Raw genomic sequence first — 15,858 nt, forward strand, 5'->3', positions numbered from 1 at the left:
ACCATCGGAGCATGGAGGAAGACTCGGTCGTTGAAGGGGGGCTGAAGCTTAACCAGCCTTCGCAGGGCGGCGCGTCTACAGGACGTATACGCGCCGCGCGAGGTGAGTCGCCCAATCCTGTCAGACCTTTCCTAGGCCTCAGCCAAGCGCCAGCGCCAGTCCTACGACAACCACCAGTTCCAGCAACTCGAGCATGGCGCCGGCAGTGTCGCCCGTGGTGCCGCCCAACCGCGTGCACATGGCGCGGCGCAGCCAGTAGAAGGCGACCAGCACCAGCGACAGGACCCACACCGCAGTCCAGCCGCCAAGCAACACACAACCGCCGGCGCAGCTCAGGACCACCTGGAGTGCGCGGTCGCGCGGCAAGTGTTCGGCCAAGGCAGCGCCCAAGCCGCCCGCACGCACGTAGGGCGTGTCGCGCAAAAGCGCCAGCAACGCCGCACGCCCGACTACAGGCGCCAGCAGCAACCAGGCACCGGCGCCCTGTTCCAGCAAGGCCCACAGCGCGCAGAACTTGAGCAGCAGCACTAGCATCAGGGTCACCACCGCAATGGGGCCGCTGCGTGGGTCCTTCATGATCTGCAAGGTGCGCTCGCGGTCGCCGAAGCCGCCCAGCCAGGCATCGGCGCTGTCGGCCAAGCCGTCCAGATGCAGCGCGCCGCTCAAACCCACCCACAGGCTCAACAGCAACGCGGCCTGCAACGGCGCCGGGCTGCCGTGCAACAGCGAGCTGCCGGCCCACAGCAACACGCCGAACAGCAGGCCCACCGCCGGATACCACAACACCGAGCGGCCCATTTGCGCGGGGCTCGGCATGCCCGGCAGGCTCACCGGCAGGCTGCTGAGAAATTGCAAGGCGATCCACCAGGGCAGCATGTCAGTACGCCCCCTCGGCATGGGCATCGTAGCCGCCCAGGTCCAGGCGCAGCAGCGCGCCGTGGCTCACCTCCACCTGCAGCAAGTGCGCGCGCGGCAGGCCGCGGGCCTGGGCCAGCAGCAGCCGCATGACCCCGCCATGGGTCACCAGCAGGACGCGCTGGCCCCGATGACGCTGACGCGCCTGCCGCAAGGCCTGCCCCACGCGCTCGGCGAAGGCGGCCACCGGCTCGCCACCAGGCGGCGTGTAGGCGTAGGGGTCGGACCAGAAGCGACCCAGCGCGTCGGCGTCGGTCTGCATCAACTGCGCCGCGCTGCGCCCTTCCCAGTCGCCGAAATGCAATTCCTGCCAGGCCGGGAGGATTTCAAGCGGCAGCTCGAGGCGTTCGGCCAGCCCCTCGGCGAAGCGTGCGCAGCGCTGCAAGGGCGAGCTCAGGAGTACGTCCCAGGGCCCCGCAGCGGCGACGGCTGCGTGCATCTGCGCCCAACCCGATTCGGTCAGGGCATCGTCCAGGCTACCGCGCAGGCCGCCGCCCAGTTCGGTCTCGCCGTGGCGCAACAGGTCGAGGATCATGCCGGGCGATCCGCGACGGCGGCTTCGGCGAAGGTCGCCATCTGTCCGTGCAGCGTGCAGGCCAGACGCAACAGCGGCACCGCCAGCGCCGCACCGCTGCCCTCGCCCAGGCGCAGGCCCAGTTGCAGCAACGGCTCGGCCTGCAAGGCCGCCAGCACGCGGGCGTGACCGGGCTCGGCGCCGCTGTGGGCGTACAGCAACCAGGCCTCGCAGCCTGGGTTCAGGCGCACCGCCAGCAACGCCGCGACGCTACAGATGAAACCATCGACCAGCACTGCGATGCCGGCTTGGGCACAGGCCACATAGGCACCGGCCAAGGCCGCGATTTCGAAGCCGCCCACGCAGGCCAGCGTGCGCAATGGCTCGTCCGCGCGCAGCGCATGCAGCGCCAAGGCCTGCTCGATCACTGCCGCTTTGTGCCGCACCCCGGCGGCATCCAGCCCCGTACCGGGGCCGCTCAGGTCGCCCGGCGCGCACGCCAGCAGTACGCTGGCCACAGCGGCGGCGGCGGTGGTATTGCCGATGCCCATCTCACCGCCGATGAACAACTGGGCGCCGCCGCTCTGCGCGCGCTGGACGCAGTCGCGGCCGGCCTGCAAAGCGCCGTGTAGTTGCGCTTCGTCCATTGCCGGGCCGCGCAGGAAGTTGCCGGTGCCCGCGCCCAGGCGCAGATGGCGTACGCCCGGCAACGTCAACCGCGTATCGACGGTGCCCAGGTCCACCACTTCCAAGCTGGCGTCCAGTTGCCGCGCCAACACACTGATCGCCGCGCCCCCGGCGACGAAGTTGCCGAGCATCTGCCCGGTCACCGCCTGCGGATAGGCCGACACCCCTTCGGCCACCACGCCGTGGTCGCCGGCGAAGATGCCGATCGCCACCTGCTCAAGGCTTGGCCGCTCGCGGCCTTGCAGGCCGGCCAGGCGTATCGCCAGAGTTTCCAGTTGGCCGAGCGAGCCCGCCGGTTTGGTCAGTTGCTGTTGGCGCGCCTGGGCCTGGGCCATGGCGGCGATATCGACAAGGCGGCAAGCGCCCTGCCACCAGAGTGAAGTCATAGCGCAGGTCCTTTGAGGGTCAGGGGCAGGCCGGCCACGCTCAGCACCACCTGCTGGCAGCGCGCGGCCACCGCTTGGTGCAGGGTGCCGGCCAAGTCGACGTAGCGACGGGTCAGTTCGCCGAGCGGTACCACGCCCAGGCCGGTTTCGTTGCTGACCAGGATCACCCGGCCCGGCAACTGCGTCAGGCAGTCGAGCAGCGCCGCGCATTCGGCATTCAGCCGCGCGTCGTTTTCGAGCATCAGCAGGTTGGTCAGCCACAGGGTCAGGCAATCGACCAACAGGCAACGGTCTTCGCCGGCATGGGTGCGCAACACCTCGGCCAGGGCCAAGGGCTCTTCGACCAAGGCCCACTCGCTGGGGCGACGCTCGCGGTGCAGACGCACCCGCTCGTGCATTTCGCCGTCGAGCGGTGCGCTGGTAGCGATGTAGGTGACCGCCAGGCCGCTGTCGGCCGCCAGGCCTTCGGCCAGACGGCTCTTGCCCGAACGAGCGCCGCCGAGGATGAAGCTGTGCATGGGTTCAGGCCACTCCACAAAGTTGACGCAGCAGCGCGGTATCCAGATGGCGCTCGACCAGATCGGCCAATCGCTCGATGTCGCGTTCGCGCAGGGCGTGGTAGTCGATCTCCCGCACAGCCTCCAGGCCGGCCCAGCGCAGCAGTGCGGCGCACGACTCGCGGCCCTCGAACAGGCCGTGCAGGTAGGTCGCCAGCACCTGCCCGTCGCCGCTCATGGCGCCGTCGCAACGGCCATCGGCCAAGCGCACCGCCGGATGCGCCAGGCCTGGGCCCTGGGTGACGCCGGCGTGGATTTCGTAGCCGGTCACCGGCGCCTGGCCCAAGGACAGTTCGCCCTGCACGTTGCGCAGCTGTTTCTCCTGCTCCAGCACCGTGGCGTAGTCGAGCAGGCCCAGCCCGGCGCTGCTGCCGGCCGGCCCTTCCAGGCCATGGGGGTCGTGCACTTCATGGCCGAGCATCTGCAGGCCGCCACAAATGCCGATGAGCTTGCCGCCGTAGCGCAGGTGGCGGGCGATGGCGGTGTCCCACCCACCGGCACGCAACTGCGCGAGATCGCCGCGCACGCTCTTGGAGCCGGGCAGGATGATCAGGTCGGCGGGTGGAATCGCCTGGCCGGGGCCGACGAACTGCACGTCGACCTGCGGGTGCAGGCGCAATGGGTCGAAATCGGTGTGGTTGCTGATGCGCGGCAGCACCGGCACCACCACTTTCAGCACCTGCGCTTCTTTGGCCGTCTGCCGGCGGTCGATGCCGTCCTCGGCTTCCAGGTGCAGGTCGCTGACGAAAGGCAGCACCCCTACTACCGGCTTGCCCGTACGCGCCTCCAGCCAATCGAGCCCCGGTTGCAGCAAGGCGATGTCGCCCCGGAAGCGGTTGATGACGAAGCCTTTGACCCGCGCCTGCTCGCTGGGCGAGAGCAGCTCCAGGGTGCCGACCAGGTGGGCGAAGACGCCGCCACGGTTGATGTCGGCGACCAGAAGCACCGGGCAGTCCACCGCTTCGGCAAAGCCCATGTTGGCGATGTCGCCGGCGCGCAGGTTGATCTCCGCCGGCGAGCCGGCGCCTTCGACCATCACCACCGGGTACTGCGCCTGCAAACGCCGATGCGAGGCGAGCACGGCCTCCAGGGCGATGGCCTTGTAGTCGTGGTAGGCCACCGCGTTCATGCTGGCCACGGCGCGGCCATGGATGATGACCTGGGCGCCGGTGTCGCTGTTAGGCTTGAGCAGCACCGGGTTCATGTCGGTGTGCGGCGCCAGGCGGCAGGCCTGGGCCTGCACCGCCTGGGCACGGCCGATCTCGCCGCCGTCGGCGGTGACGGCGCTGTTGAGCGCCATGTTCTGCGGCTTGAACGGCACCACGGCGGTGCCGTGGCGCAGCAGCCAGCGGCACAGCGCGGTGACCAGCGTGCTCTTGCCGGCATCGGAGGTGGTGCCTTGCACCATGAGGGTGGTCATGGGTTTTCCTTCTGGTAAGCCGCCAGGGCCTGGCCGAGGCGGCGTTCGTCGGCGGCGCTGGGCGGCAGGCCCAGGCGCAGGGCGGCGGGTTCCTCGAACAGGCGTACGAGAATGCCGCGACGGGCGAGAAAATCATGCAGTTGCGCCGCCTGCGGCAGACGCAGGTACTGGAACAGGTCGCAACCGCCGCTGGGCGTCAACCCTGCGCCGCTCAGCTGCTCGGCCAGACGGCGGCTGGCGGCGGCGCAGCGGATGCGTTGCAGGTCGTGGGTGGCGCCATCGGCCAGGCAGGCCTGGCCCAGCACGCGGGTCGGCCCGGCGATGGTCCACGGCCCGAGGTAGTCGGCCAGGCGCTGCAACAGGTCGGCTTCGGCCAGCACGAAGCCCAGGCGTACCCCGGCCAGACCGAAGAACTTACCGAACGAACGCAGCACGATCAGGCCTGGGCGCTCGGCGCAGTCGGCCAGGCTCTGGCGCGGATCGTTGTCGATGAAGGCTTCGTCGACCACCAGCCAACCGCCGCGTGCGGCCAGGCGCGCATGCCAGTCGAGCAGCCGCGCACGGGGCAGCAGCCGACCGGTGGGGTTGTTGGGATTGACCAGTAGCAGCACATCCAGACTGTCGAGCGCGGCTTCGACCTGATCGTCGGCCAGCGCCAGCAATTCGTGCCCGGCGCGCTGCCAGGCATGCGGATGCTCGGCATAGCACGGGCTCAGCACCCCGACCCTGCTGCGCGCGCGCAGCAACGGCAGGGCCTGGATCGCCGCCTGGGAACCGGCCACCGGCAGCAACTGCGTGGTGCCGTAGTAGGCACGCGCCGCCTGCTCCAGGCCGTCTTCGGTTTCCGGCAGGCGCGCCCAGGCCGCGTGGGGAATCTCAGGAATGGGGTAGGCCCAGGGCGCGATACCACTGGACAGGTCCAACCAGTCGCTGCGGGCGATGCCGTAGTCGAGGCTGGCACGCAGCAGTCGTCCGCCGTGTTCAAGCATCCAGGTAGGCTCCCAGGCAAATGATCAGCAGCCACAGCCACACGCTGCGCTGCACCAGGTCCCAGCCGCGCTCGATGGCGCTGGCGTCGGCGCCCTCGCCTGCGCCCAGGCGCGCGCGTTCGTGCAGCTCGCCGTGGTACACCGCCGGCCCGCCCAGCTCCACGCCCAAGGCGCCAGCCCCGGCGGCCATCACCGGGCCGGCGTTGGGGCTGTCCCACAGCGGCGCCTGGCGCTTCCAACAGGCGAGCGCCAAACGCGTCTTGCCCAGCAACGCATAGGTCAGCGCAACCAGGCGTGCGGGCACATAGTTGAGCACGTCGTCGATGCGCGCCGCGGCCCAGCCGAAGCGCTCGAAGCGCTCATTGCGATAGCCCCACATGGCGTCGAGGGTGTTGCTCAGGCGGTACAGCACCACCCCCGGCGCCCCCGCCACGACGAACCAGAACAAGGTGGCGAACACCGCGTCGCTGCCGTTTTCCAGTACCGATTCGGTGGCGGCGCGGGCCACGGCGGGCTCGTCCAGCTCGGCGGTTTCGCGGCTGACCAGATAGCCCACGCGGCGCCGCGCCTCGTGCAGATCGCCCTGGCGCAGCGCATTGGCCACCGGCAGCACATGTTCGCCCAGGCTGCGCAGGCCCAGCGCGCAGTACAGCGCCAGCACGTCCACCAGCCAGCCGACGATCGGCAGCCACGACAGGATCAGCGCCAGCAGCGTCAGCGGCAGTACGGCCAGGCACCAGGCGCTCACGCCATGGCTGCGCCAGCCCCGTCCACCGGGGTTGAGGCGCCGCTCCAGGGCGCTCGCCAGGTTGCCGAAGCCCACCAGCGGGTGGCGGCGCGAGGGTTCGCCGAGCAAGGCGTCGAGCGCCACCCCGGCCACGGTCAGCATGGCGACGCTCACGGGCGTTCTCCCCAATGGTTTTCGTACAGCATGTCTTCGAGGGGCCGGGCTTCGGCCCATCGTTCCTGGACCAGCATGGGTGCGGGATAGAACTCGGTGACCGGCCCCAGGCACAGCACCGCCACGGCCTTGGCGCCGACAGGCAGGCCCAGCAAATCGCCCAACGCCTGCGGGTCGAACAACGACACCCAGCCCAGCCCCAGCCCTTCGGCGCGGGCGGCCAGCCACAGGTTCTGGATGGCGCAGGCCAGGGAGGCGAGGTCCATTTCCGGCAAGGTGCGGCGGCCGAAGATGTGCCCTTCGCGTTGGTCCATCAGCGCTGCGACCAGCACCTCGGCGCAATCGTGGATGCCCTCGACCTTGAGCCGCATGAAGGTGTCGCCGCGCTCGCCCAGGGCCTCGGCGGTGCGCAGGCGTTCGGCCTCGACCAACCGATGGATGTCGCTGCGCAGCGCCCGGCGGGTGATGCGGATGAAGCGCCAGGGCTGCATCAGCCCGACGCTCGGCGCCTGGTGCGCGGCGTGCAGCAGGCGCTGCAACAGGGCTGGCGCCACCTCGCCCCCGGCGAAATGGCGCATGTCGCGGCGCTCGCCGATGGCGCGGTAGACCGCTGCCCGTTCGGCGTCGGTGAAGGCGTGTTCGCTCATGGTCGCAACAGCGCCGCCGCCGCTTCGGGGTCGGAGGGGAAATAGAAGTGCACGTAGGAGGCGGTCGTGCGGCCCAGGCGATACACCGCCTCGTTGCCGCGCCCGCCGTTGGGGCTCAGGCCACGGGCGATGGGCGCCTCGTCGGTGGTGGTGAGCGAGTGGTGATAGGTGTGCCCGCGCAAGGTGCCTTCCGGCAAGGTCACCGATTGCAGGGCCAAGGCCGCCAGGCGCTTCTGCATGGTCGCTTCGCCGCGCAGCAGGCCGACCAGCTCGGCACGCTCGCCGGCGACGTCGGTCAGCGCATCGAGCAGGTAGAGCATGCCGCCGCATTCGGCCAGCAAGGGTTTGCCGACCCCATGGTGGGCGCGGATCGCCGCCAGCATCGGCGCGTTGGCGGCCAGGGCATGGTGGTGCAGTTCGGGGTAGCCTCCAGGCAGGTATAGGCTGTCGACCACAGGAAGTACTTGGTCGTGCAGGGGCGAGAAGAAATGCAGGGTCGCGCCCTGGGCGCGCAGCAGGTCGAGGTTGGCGCCGTAGGCGAAGGCGAAGGCCTCGTCGCGGGCGACGCCGATGTGCACGCCGTGCAGGGCCGGGCGCACCTCGACCGGCTGCGGCGCATCGAAGCCCACCGGCGGCGGCAAGGTGGCGTCGCAGCTTTCGCCGAGCGCCTGCGCGGCGGCGTCCAGGCGCGCGTCCAGATCGTTCAGTTCACTGGCCTGGACCAGCCCCAGGTGGCGGCTGGGCAGTTCGATGCCACGCTCGCGCGACAGCCCGCCGTACCAGCGCAGCCCTTCGCTCAGGCTGCCTTCGAGCAATTGCGCGTGGCGCAGGCTGCCGACCCGGTTGGCCAGCACGCCGGCGAACGGCAGGTCGGGCTGGTAGCGCGCCAGGCCCAGGGCCAGGGCGCCGAAGGTCTGGGCCATGGCCGTGCCGTCGATCACCGCCAGCACCGGCACGCCGAAATGCCGCGCCAGGTCGGCGCTCGACGGGGTGCCGTCGAACAGGCCCATGACCCCTTCGATGAGGATCAGGTCGGCCTCGGCGGCGGCCTGCCAGAGCAGGCGCCGGCTCTCGGCCTCGCCGATCATCCACATGTCCAGCTGGTACACCGGCGCGCCGCTGGCGCGTTCGAGGATCATCGGGTCGAGAAAGTCCGGCCCGCACTTGAACACCCGCACCCGCCGCCCGAGGTTGCGGTGCAGACGCGCCAGGGCGGCGGTGACGGTGGTCTTGCCCTGCCCGGAAGCGGGCGCGGCGATCAGCACCGCTGGGCAGTGTCGGCGTTCGCTCACAGCTCTACGCCCTTCTGCGCGCGAATGCCGGCCTGGAAGGCGTGCTTGACCACGCCCATCTCGGTGACGGTATCGGCCAGCTCGACCAGTTCGGGCTTGGCGCCGCGGCCGGTGACGATCACGTGCTGCATGGGCGGGCGCGCTTGCAGGTCGGTCAGCACCTGGTCGAGGTCCAGGTAGCCGTGCTTGAGGGCGATGTTCAGCTCGTCGAGCACGACGAATTCCACGGCCGGGTCTTGCAGCAGTTGCCGCGACACGGCCCAGGCCGCTTCGGCGGCGGCGATGTCGCGCTGGCGGTCCTGGGTTTCCCAGGTGAAGCCTTCGCCCATCACGTGGTAGCTGACCTGCTCGGGGAAGCGCCGGAAGAACAGTTCTTCACCGGTGCTGTTGCGGCCCTTGATGAATTGCACCACGCCGCAGCGCATGCCGTGGCCCATGGCGCGGGCGAGCATGCCGAAGGCCGAGCTGCTCTTGCCCTTGCCGTTGCCGGTCAACACCAGCAACAGGCCGCATTCGTTGGGGGAATTGGCGATGCGGTCGTCCATCAGCGCTTTCTTGCGCTGCATGCGGGCCAAGTGGCGTTCGTCGCGCTCGGGGGATTCGTTCATTGGGGTCTCCGCGGGCCGCGGCGCCTGAACAGGCACCGGTAGGTCGATAAGGCAGGCAGACACGGAGGCGCGCAGCAGCCACGGCCTTACGCCACGGAGCACCGCGCATCACCCTCCGTGATACCGATATGGGGCAGTGACAGGCCGGTCTCCGGGCTTGTGAGCGGGGCCTTGGCCCTCGGGCGCCGCGCCGTTCACCAGAGGATGACCCTTCTGGCCGTGCGTGTCGCTCGACTCACCTACCGTTGCGGGGGCAGCGCCGGAATCGCGCCGCTGTGGCGCCCACCGGCTTCCCAGTTTCACCCCGGTGGAAGCCTGTCCACGGGGCACCTGAAACGAACGGCGAAGGTTAGAGGGTTGCACCCGGAGCGTCAATGTGGATGGCGGGAATGGGCGCGGCAGCGTTGTCACCGGTGGCAGGAAGGCGACATCGAACCAAGCTCGCCCATTCGCCTGGTGCAACGCAAAGACGGCTACCGTGGCCGCCTTGCAGGCCATCGCGAGGGAACTCGTTCCTACATGGCTTCTCTGAATCTTGTCGATGGTTCCCGTTTGCGGAGAATGCCTGCATGGCCCAGATGCGTATCGGTTTGCTGATTGCCCTGACCACCAGCCTGGTGGCGTGCGGCGAGTCCGCCCGCTTGCAGGTCTCCGATGGCATGGGCGCAACGCCCGAGCTGCCGGCACCGAACAAGACCCTCATCCCCACGGTGAACATCGCCCCGGCCATCGGTTGGCCGGACGGTGGCAAGCCGGTCGCCGCCAAGGGTACCCAGGTCAACGCTTTCGCCGAAGGGCTCGACCATCCACGCTGGCTTTACGTGCTACCCAACGGCGACGTGCTAGTGGCCGAAACCAATGCCCCGCCCAAGCCGGACGACAGCAAGGGCATCAAGGGCTGGATCGCGGACAAAGTGATGAAACGGGCAGGCGCCGGCGTGCCCAGCGCCAATCGCATCACCCTTCTGCGCGACGCCGACCATGATGGCGTGGCCGAGTTGCGCGTTCCGTTCATCGAGAACCTCAACTCGCCCTTCGGCATGGCGCTGGTGGACAACAGCTTGTACGTAGCCGACACCGACAAACTGTTGCGCTTCGCCTACACCGAAGGCGCCATGCAGTTGCGCGACCCGGGGCAGAAAGTGGTCGACCTGCCAGGCGGCCCGCTCAACCACCATTGGACCAAGAACGTCATCGCCAGCCCGGACGGCAGCAAGCTGTACGTGACGGTCGGCTCCAACAGCAACGTCGGCGAAAACGGTCTGGACCAGGAACGCGGCCGCGCCGCCATCTGGGAAGTGGACCCGGCCAGCGGCCGGCAGCGCCTGTTCGCCACCGGCCTGCGCAACCCCAACGGCCTGGCCTGGGAACCGCACAGCGGCGCCCTGTGGACGGCGGTGAACGAGCGCGACGAGATCGGCAGCGACCTGGTGCCCGACTACATCACCTCGGTCAAGGACGGCGGCTTTTATGGCTGGCCCTACAGTTATTACGGCCAGCACGTCGACGCGCGCGTCGACCCGCAGGACCCGGCCAAAGTCGCCAGCGCTTTGGTGCCCGATTTTGCCGTCGGCCCGCACACCGCCTCGCTGGGCCTGACCTTCATCACACCTGGCACACTGCCGGCGCCTTTCAATCAAGGTGCCTTGATCGGCCAGCACGGTTCCTGGAACCGCAAACCGCTCAGTGGCTACAAGGTGCTGTTCGTGCCGTTCGACGGCAGCGGCAAACCCAATGGGCAGCCGGTGGACTTGCTCGGTGGTTTCGTCAACGACGAAGGCAAAGCAATGGGGCGGCCGGTGGGGGTGGTAGCCGATGGGCACGGGGGTGTGCTGGTGGCAGACGACGTGGGGAATGTAGTCTGGCGGGTGACGAAGGCTGGGCAGTGAGCAGATCGCTTGGAGCGAGTGCAGTTTCCAGTGGATCAGGCTAGGACCGCTGAGCGGTCCAGCCTAGACTAATCATGTTCTACGGATTCTGCGCCAGATGCCCCGCCGGAATGATCCGCTTGGCTTGCAGATAGGCCTTGGCCCAGTAGCTGTTCGACAGGTAATCCAACCGCACCGTACCGCCCGTACGCGGCGCATGCACGAAACGCCCTTCCCCCACATAGATGCCCGCATGGCTGACCTGCGAGCCGCCGCCGGTGGCGAAGAACACGATGTCGCCGGACTGCAACGCGTTGATGTTCACGCTGGGCGCACGCATAACGATCATTTCCCGTGTCGAGCGCGGCAGGCTGATGCCGGCGGCGTCGTTGTACACGTATTTGATCAGGCCACTGCAATCGAATCCGGAGTCCGGGGTATTGCCGCCCCAGCGGTAAGGCGTGCCCACCAGGCCGATGGCGCGGAACAGCACGTCCGAGGCCACGGGGGAAAAGCTTGGCTGGGTGTTGAACGTCATTTGCGGCTTGATCACCGGCGCGGGCGCTGGGGCTGGGGCCTGGCTGGAGCAGGCGCCCAGCAGTGCAACGGACATCAGGAAAGCGAAGCGCACCATTGTCGTCATGGTCGGAACGTCCTGTAGGAAACCGGTCGGCGGTAGCCGGAAAGAGTTGAGAAATTAGATTAGACGTTTTCTGTAAATGCACACGGCGATTAGCTTTTCAGCTAATCGCCGTGTGTACCGACAACACCTTGCAACGATTAGTTGCGTGCGATATTGGTCGGCGCCATGGCCAAGGCGCGTTTGGCCTGCATGAAGGTCTTGCTCCAGTAGCGATCGCCCAGGCTGTCGATGCGCACGCCGCCGCTGCGGCGGCTGCTGGAATGGATGAACTGATTGTCACCCAGGTAGATGCCGGCATGGCTGACGCGGCCACGGCCGTTGGTGCTGAAGAACAGCAGGTCGCCCGGCTTGAGTTTGTTGCGTGCGACTTTCGGGGCGTCGACGTTGATCATTTCGCGGGTCGAGCGCGGCAGCGACATGCCCGCCTCTTCGCGGAACAGGTAACCGATGAAGCCGCTGCAATCGAAGCCCGATTGCTCGGAGGTGCCGCCGAACCGGTAGCGCGTACCGATCAGCTCCTTGCCACGCTCCAGAATGCTGTCGGCCAGCACGGGCAGCTTGTAGGGCTGGGCGCTGGAAAAGACGGGGTGTTGTTCTTCGTCGAGGGCCAGGTCTTGTTCGGTGAAGACGGAAGAGGCCGATGGCTTGGCCTTGATCGAAACCTGGGAGGCGACGTGTGGTTGAACCTGAGGCTGGGAAACGGTGCCGGGTTGAGTGGCGCAGCCAAAAAGCAGGGTCACCAGTGCGAGAGGCACGAGGGGTGCAAAGCGAGTAAGCATGGGCACGACCGTGGCGATAAGTGGTTTTGGAAGGTGGAGACTATGCCGTCACCTGTAACCATTTGCAAATTTAATCGAAAAAAATGTGACTTTTCGTTTTTGCAGTGATCCAAGGCAGCGCTCGGGCAGTTACCAGCCCAAGGTTTCCTTCAAAAACGGAATGGTCAGCTTGCGCTGTGCTTGCAGCGAGGCCTGGTCCAGGCGTTCCAGCAAGTCGAACAAGGCGCTCATGCTGCGCGTGCCGCGGGTGAGGATGAAATGGCCCACTTCGTCGGTCATCTGCAAACCGCGGCGCGAGGCGCGCAGTTGCAGGGCGCGCAGCTTGTCTTCGTCGGAAAGCCCGCGCATCTGGAAAATCAGCGCCAGGGTCAGGCGCGACTTGAGGTCCGGGAGGCGGATGGGCAGCTCGCGGGGGGAGCTGGAAGCGGCCAGCAACAGGCGTCGACCGCTGTCGCGCAGGCGATTGAACAAATGGAACATAGCCTCTTCCCAATCGGCCTTGCCGGCGATGACGTGCAGGTCGTCGATGCACACCAGTTCGAACTGTTCCAAGTGGTCGAGCAGTTCGATGCCGCGGTCGAGCAGTTGCGCCAGAGGCAGATAGACCGCCGGTTCCCCCAACTGCTGAAAGCGATGCGTGGCCGCCTGTAACAGGTGCGAACGCCCCACCCCTTGCTTGCCCCACAGGTAGATCAGGCTTTCCGTCCAGCCGGCGTCGGCCTCGCAAAGCCGCTCGACATAGCCCAGCGCCGCAGCATTGGCGCCGGGGTAATAGTTGATGAAGGTGGCGTCGTCGCGAAGGCGCACACCCAGGGGCAACTGGATCGGTTTCATGCTGGCGGCGGTCACGAGAACCCAGGGGCCTTAGGTGAAAAGACGGCAAAGTCTATACCCGCCGTGCGGGGTGCACAATCGCGCTGCCGGGCAGCGGTAGGAAAATCAACGGCTTGCGATTTGCCAGGCGCGCGGCATTGGCCGTGCGCTTCTATCTATAGAAGCGTTGCTTCCCTATAGCGCAGGCTGCTGTTTTTACCTATTAACCGCCCTGCCCGTCGGCCTGAGGATGGCCGCTGCGTGGCAACCCTGATAAAATCGCGCGCCTTCGCAGACCGCTGACGTCTCCGGCAGCCGGCCGCCATCGCCGGCCTTGCCCGTCAGGGTCGTTTTCCTGAATCCCTCCCCGTTAAAGGCCTGGATCAATGAGCAAGCAACCCTCCCTGAGCTACAAGGACGCCGGTGTAGACATCGACGCCGGCGAAGCACTGGTCGAACGCATCAAGGGCGTGGCCAAGCGCACCGCACGCCCTGAGGTCATGGGTGGCCTGGGCGGCTTCGGCGCCCTCTGCGAGATCCCGGCCGGCTACAAGCAGCCCGTGCTGGTCTCCGGCACCGACGGCGTCGGCACCAAGCTGCGCCTGGCGCTGAACCTGAACAAGCACGACAGCATCGGCCAGGACCTGGTCGCCATGTGCGTCAACGACCTGGTGGTGTGCGGCGCCGAACCGCTGTTCTTCCTCGACTACTACGCCACCGGCAAGCTCAATGTCGACGTGGCCGCCACTGTGGTCACCGGCATCGGTGCCGGCTGCGAACTGGCCGGCTGCTCGCTGGTCGGCGGCGAAACCGCTGAAATGCCCGGCATGTACGAAGGCGAAGACTACGACCTGGCCGGCTTCTGCGTAGGCGTGGTGGAAAAGGCCGAGATCATCGACGGCTCCAAGGTCGCGACCGGCGACGCCCTGATCGCGCTGCCGTCTTCCGGCCCGCACTCCAACGGCTACTCGCTGATCCGCAAGATCCTCGAAGTGTCCGGCACCGACATCGACGCCACCCAATTGGACGGCAATCCATTGGCCGACCTGCTGATGGCGCCGACGCGCATCTACGTCAAGCCCCTGCTGCAACTGATCAAGCAGACCGGCGCGGTCAAGGCCATGGCCCACATCACCGGTGGCGGCCTGCTCGACAACATCCCGCGCGTACTGCCCAAGAACGCCCAGGCCGTGGTCGATGTGGCCAGCTGGCAGCGCCCGGCGGTGTTCGATTTCCTGCAGGAAAAAGGCAACGTCGACGAACACGAAATGCACCGTGTGCTCAACTGCGGCGTCGGCATGGTCATCTGCGTGGCGCAGGACCAGGTAGACGTCGCGCTGGCTTCGCTGCGCGACGCCGGTGAGCAGCCTTGGGTCATTGGCCGCATCGAACAGGCTGCCGAAGGCGCCGCACAGGTGGTGTTGCACAACGTCAAGGCACACTGATGCCCGAGGCTTTCTGCAATGTAGTGGTGTTGCTGTCGGGTTCGGGCAGCAACTTGCAGGCCCTGATCGACAGCAGCCGCGACGCGCACAGCCCCGTGCGCGTGTGCGGTGTGGTCGCCAACCGCGCCGACGCCTATGGCCTGCAACGGGCCAAGGCTGCCGGGATTCCCACGGCGCTGTTGGAACACACCGGTTTCGACGGGCGCGAAGCCTTCGACGCGGCGCTGATGGCACTGGTCGACGGTTTCGAACCCGACCTGGTGATCCTCGCCGGTTTCATGCGCATCCTCAGTGGCGGTTTCGTCCGCCACTATCAGGGTCGCCTGCTGAACATCCACCCTTCCCTGCTGCCGCGCTACAAGGGCCTACACACGCACCAGCGCGCTCTGGAAGCGGGCGACGCCGAGCACGGCTGCAGCGTGCATTTCGTCACCGAGGAACTCGATGGTGGGCCGTTGGTCGTACAGGCAGTGATTCCCGTTGAACCTGGCGACACCGCCCAGAGCCTGGCTCAGCGCGTGCACCACCAGGAACACCAGATCTACCCGCTGGCCGTGCGCTGGTTCGCCGAAGGGCGTTTGCGTCTCGGCGACCAGGGTGCGTTACTCGATGGCTTGCCGCTGCCGGCCAGCGGTCACCTGATCCGACTTTAGGAGAATGTATGCGTCGTGCCCTGCTCATGGCTCTCGCCGTGCTCGCCCTGCCCCTGCAGGCCGCTGAATTGAAGCCGTTTTCGGCCAGCTACACCGCCGACTGGAAGCAACTGCCCATGAGTGGCACCGCCGAGCGTAGCCTGGTGAAGAACGCCAACGGCACCTGGGACCTGAATTTCAAAGCCTCGATGATGATCGCCAGCCTGACCGAGCAAAGCACCGTGCGCATGGAGAACGATACGCTGCAACCGCAGACGTACCACTTCGAGCGTGGCGGGCTGGGCAAGGCCAAGAAGGTCGATCTGAAGTTCGACTGGGCCGGCAAGAAGGTCACCGGCAGCGACCGCGGCGACGCCGTCAGCCTGCCGCTCAACCGCGGCGTGCTGGACAAGTCTTCGTATCAGTTGGCATTGCAGCACGACGTTGCCGCCGGCAAGAAAAGCATGACGTATCAGGTCGTCGACGGTGACGAGATCGACACTTACGATTTCCGCGTACTGGGCACCGAAAGCGTCGCCACCAAAACCGGCAACGTCGATGCGATCAAGGTCGAGCGCGTGCGCGATCCGAGCCAGAGCAAGCGCATCACCGAGCTGTGGTTCGCCAAGAGCTGGGACTACCTGCTGGTGCAACTGCGCCAGGTGGAAACCGATGGCAAGGAATATGTGATCGTGCTGCAGGATGGCACGGTGGACGGCAAGTCGGTGAAGGGTAATTGAGTTACTGACTCATGCTGTACAG

Annotated in this window: 17 protein-coding genes and 1 riboswitch; of the genes, 4 read left to right on the plus strand and 13 right to left on the minus strand. The window is 67.2% G+C overall.

Annotation, left to right across the window (positions count from 1 at the left end):
• Positions 1-138: 138 nt before the first annotated feature.
• From B4M43_RS18340 to cobO, 10 genes are read right to left on the minus strand one after another with little or no spacing between them, the layout of a single operon-like run.
• A complete protein-coding gene (locus B4M43_RS18340) occupies positions 139-876 on the minus strand; it encodes an adenosylcobinamide-GDP ribazoletransferase (protein WP_296268877.1) in 738 nt (245 codons plus the stop codon).
• 1 nt (position 877) lies between these two features.
• Entirely contained in the window at positions 878-1,450 is a 573-nt protein-coding gene (gene cobC, locus B4M43_RS18345; protein ID WP_296268878.1) for an alpha-ribazole phosphatase family protein, read from the minus strand.
• Positions 1,447-2,502, minus strand: a complete 1,056-nt coding sequence (gene cobT / locus B4M43_RS18350; RefSeq protein WP_296268879.1) for a nicotinate-nucleotide--dimethylbenzimidazole phosphoribosyltransferase — start codon at positions 2,500-2,502, stop codon at positions 1,447-1,449. The genes cobC and cobT overlap by 4 nt, the downstream gene beginning before the upstream one ends.
• Positions 2,499-3,020 (minus strand): bifunctional adenosylcobinamide kinase/adenosylcobinamide-phosphate guanylyltransferase, encoded by a 522-nt coding sequence (gene cobU / locus B4M43_RS18355; protein WP_296268880.1) that lies wholly within the window; start codon positions 3,018-3,020, stop codon positions 2,499-2,501. The genes cobT and cobU overlap by 4 nt, the downstream gene beginning before the upstream one ends.
• 4 nt (positions 3,021-3,024) lie before the next feature.
• A complete protein-coding gene (locus B4M43_RS18360; protein WP_296268881.1) occupies positions 3,025-4,479 on the minus strand; it encodes a cobyric acid synthase in 1,455 nt (484 codons plus the stop codon).
• A complete protein-coding gene (cobD, locus tag B4M43_RS18365; protein ID WP_296268882.1) occupies positions 4,476-5,468 on the minus strand; it encodes a threonine-phosphate decarboxylase CobD in 993 nt (330 codons plus the stop codon). The genes B4M43_RS18360 and cobD overlap by 4 nt, the downstream gene beginning before the upstream one ends.
• Positions 5,461-6,369 carry an adenosylcobinamide-phosphate synthase CbiB gene (gene cbiB / locus B4M43_RS18370; protein WP_296268883.1) on the minus strand — a complete coding sequence of 303 codons (909 nt, stop codon included), beginning with the start codon at positions 6,367-6,369 and terminating at the stop codon, positions 5,461-5,463. Before cbiB ends, cobD begins: the two co-directional genes overlap by 8 nt.
• Positions 6,366-7,016 carry a 5,6-dimethylbenzimidazole synthase gene (gene bluB / locus B4M43_RS18375; protein WP_296268884.1) on the minus strand — a complete coding sequence of 217 codons (651 nt, stop codon included), beginning with the start codon at positions 7,014-7,016 and terminating at the stop codon, positions 6,366-6,368. The genes cbiB and bluB overlap by 4 nt, the downstream gene beginning before the upstream one ends.
• Positions 7,013-8,308 carry a cobyrinate a,c-diamide synthase gene (locus B4M43_RS18380; protein WP_296268885.1) on the minus strand — a complete coding sequence of 432 codons (1,296 nt, stop codon included), beginning with the start codon at positions 8,306-8,308 and terminating at the stop codon, positions 7,013-7,015. Before B4M43_RS18380 ends, bluB begins: the two co-directional genes overlap by 4 nt.
• Positions 8,305-8,916 (minus strand): cob(I)yrinic acid a,c-diamide adenosyltransferase, encoded by a 612-nt coding sequence (cobO, locus tag B4M43_RS18385; protein ID WP_296268886.1) that lies wholly within the window; start codon positions 8,914-8,916, stop codon positions 8,305-8,307. Before cobO ends, B4M43_RS18380 begins: the two co-directional genes overlap by 4 nt.
• A gap of 125 nt (positions 8,917-9,041) precedes the next feature.
• Positions 9,042-9,265: riboswitch (cobalamin riboswitch) on the minus strand.
• A 229-nt stretch (positions 9,266-9,494) separates the two neighbouring features.
• On the opposite strand from cobO, the gene B4M43_RS18390 reads away from it, so the two are divergent.
• Positions 9,495-10,805, plus strand: a complete 1,311-nt coding sequence (locus B4M43_RS18390; RefSeq protein WP_414707878.1) for a PQQ-dependent sugar dehydrogenase — start codon at positions 9,495-9,497, stop codon at positions 10,803-10,805.
• A 79-nt stretch (positions 10,806-10,884) separates the two neighbouring features.
• On the opposite strand, the gene B4M43_RS18395 is transcribed toward B4M43_RS18390, so the two are convergent.
• From B4M43_RS18395 to hda, 3 genes are all read right to left on the minus strand, one after another.
• On the minus strand, positions 10,885-11,427 hold the full coding sequence (locus B4M43_RS18395) for a C40 family peptidase (protein WP_296268888.1): 543 nt from the start codon (positions 11,425-11,427) through the stop codon (positions 10,885-10,887).
• Positions 11,428-11,564: 137 nt separating this feature from the next.
• On the minus strand, positions 11,565-12,206 hold the full coding sequence (locus B4M43_RS18400; protein WP_296268889.1) for a C40 family peptidase: 642 nt from the start codon (positions 12,204-12,206) through the stop codon (positions 11,565-11,567).
• Positions 12,207-12,335: 129 nt separating this feature from the next.
• Positions 12,336-13,040 carry a DnaA regulatory inactivator Hda gene (gene hda, locus B4M43_RS18405; protein ID WP_296269031.1) on the minus strand — a complete coding sequence of 235 codons (705 nt, stop codon included), beginning with the start codon at positions 13,038-13,040 and terminating at the stop codon, positions 12,336-12,338.
• A 365-nt stretch (positions 13,041-13,405) separates the two neighbouring features.
• Between hda and purM the strand changes: the two genes are divergently transcribed.
• Genes purM through B4M43_RS18420 form a run of 3 tightly spaced genes read left to right on the plus strand, consistent with a single transcriptional unit; the run spans position 13,406 to position 15,836 of the window.
• Positions 13,406-14,464, plus strand: coding sequence for a phosphoribosylformylglycinamidine cyclo-ligase (gene purM / locus B4M43_RS18410; protein ID WP_296268890.1), 1,059 nt, complete (start codon positions 13,406-13,408; stop codon positions 14,462-14,464).
• Positions 14,464-15,117, plus strand: a complete 654-nt coding sequence (gene purN, locus B4M43_RS18415) for a phosphoribosylglycinamide formyltransferase (RefSeq protein WP_296268891.1) — start codon at positions 14,464-14,466, stop codon at positions 15,115-15,117. Before purM ends, purN begins: the two co-directional genes overlap by 1 nt.
• A gap of 8 nt (positions 15,118-15,125) precedes the next feature.
• Complete coding sequence (locus B4M43_RS18420) at positions 15,126-15,836, plus strand: DUF3108 domain-containing protein (protein ID WP_296268892.1); 711 nt, start codon at positions 15,126-15,128, stop codon at positions 15,834-15,836.
• Positions 15,837-15,858: the final 22 nt, after the last annotated feature.

The sequence above is a fragment of the Pseudomonas sp. UBA6562 genome, from assembly GCF_002434265.1.
Taxonomy (GTDB): Bacteria; Pseudomonadota; Gammaproteobacteria; order Pseudomonadales; family Pseudomonadaceae; genus Aquipseudomonas.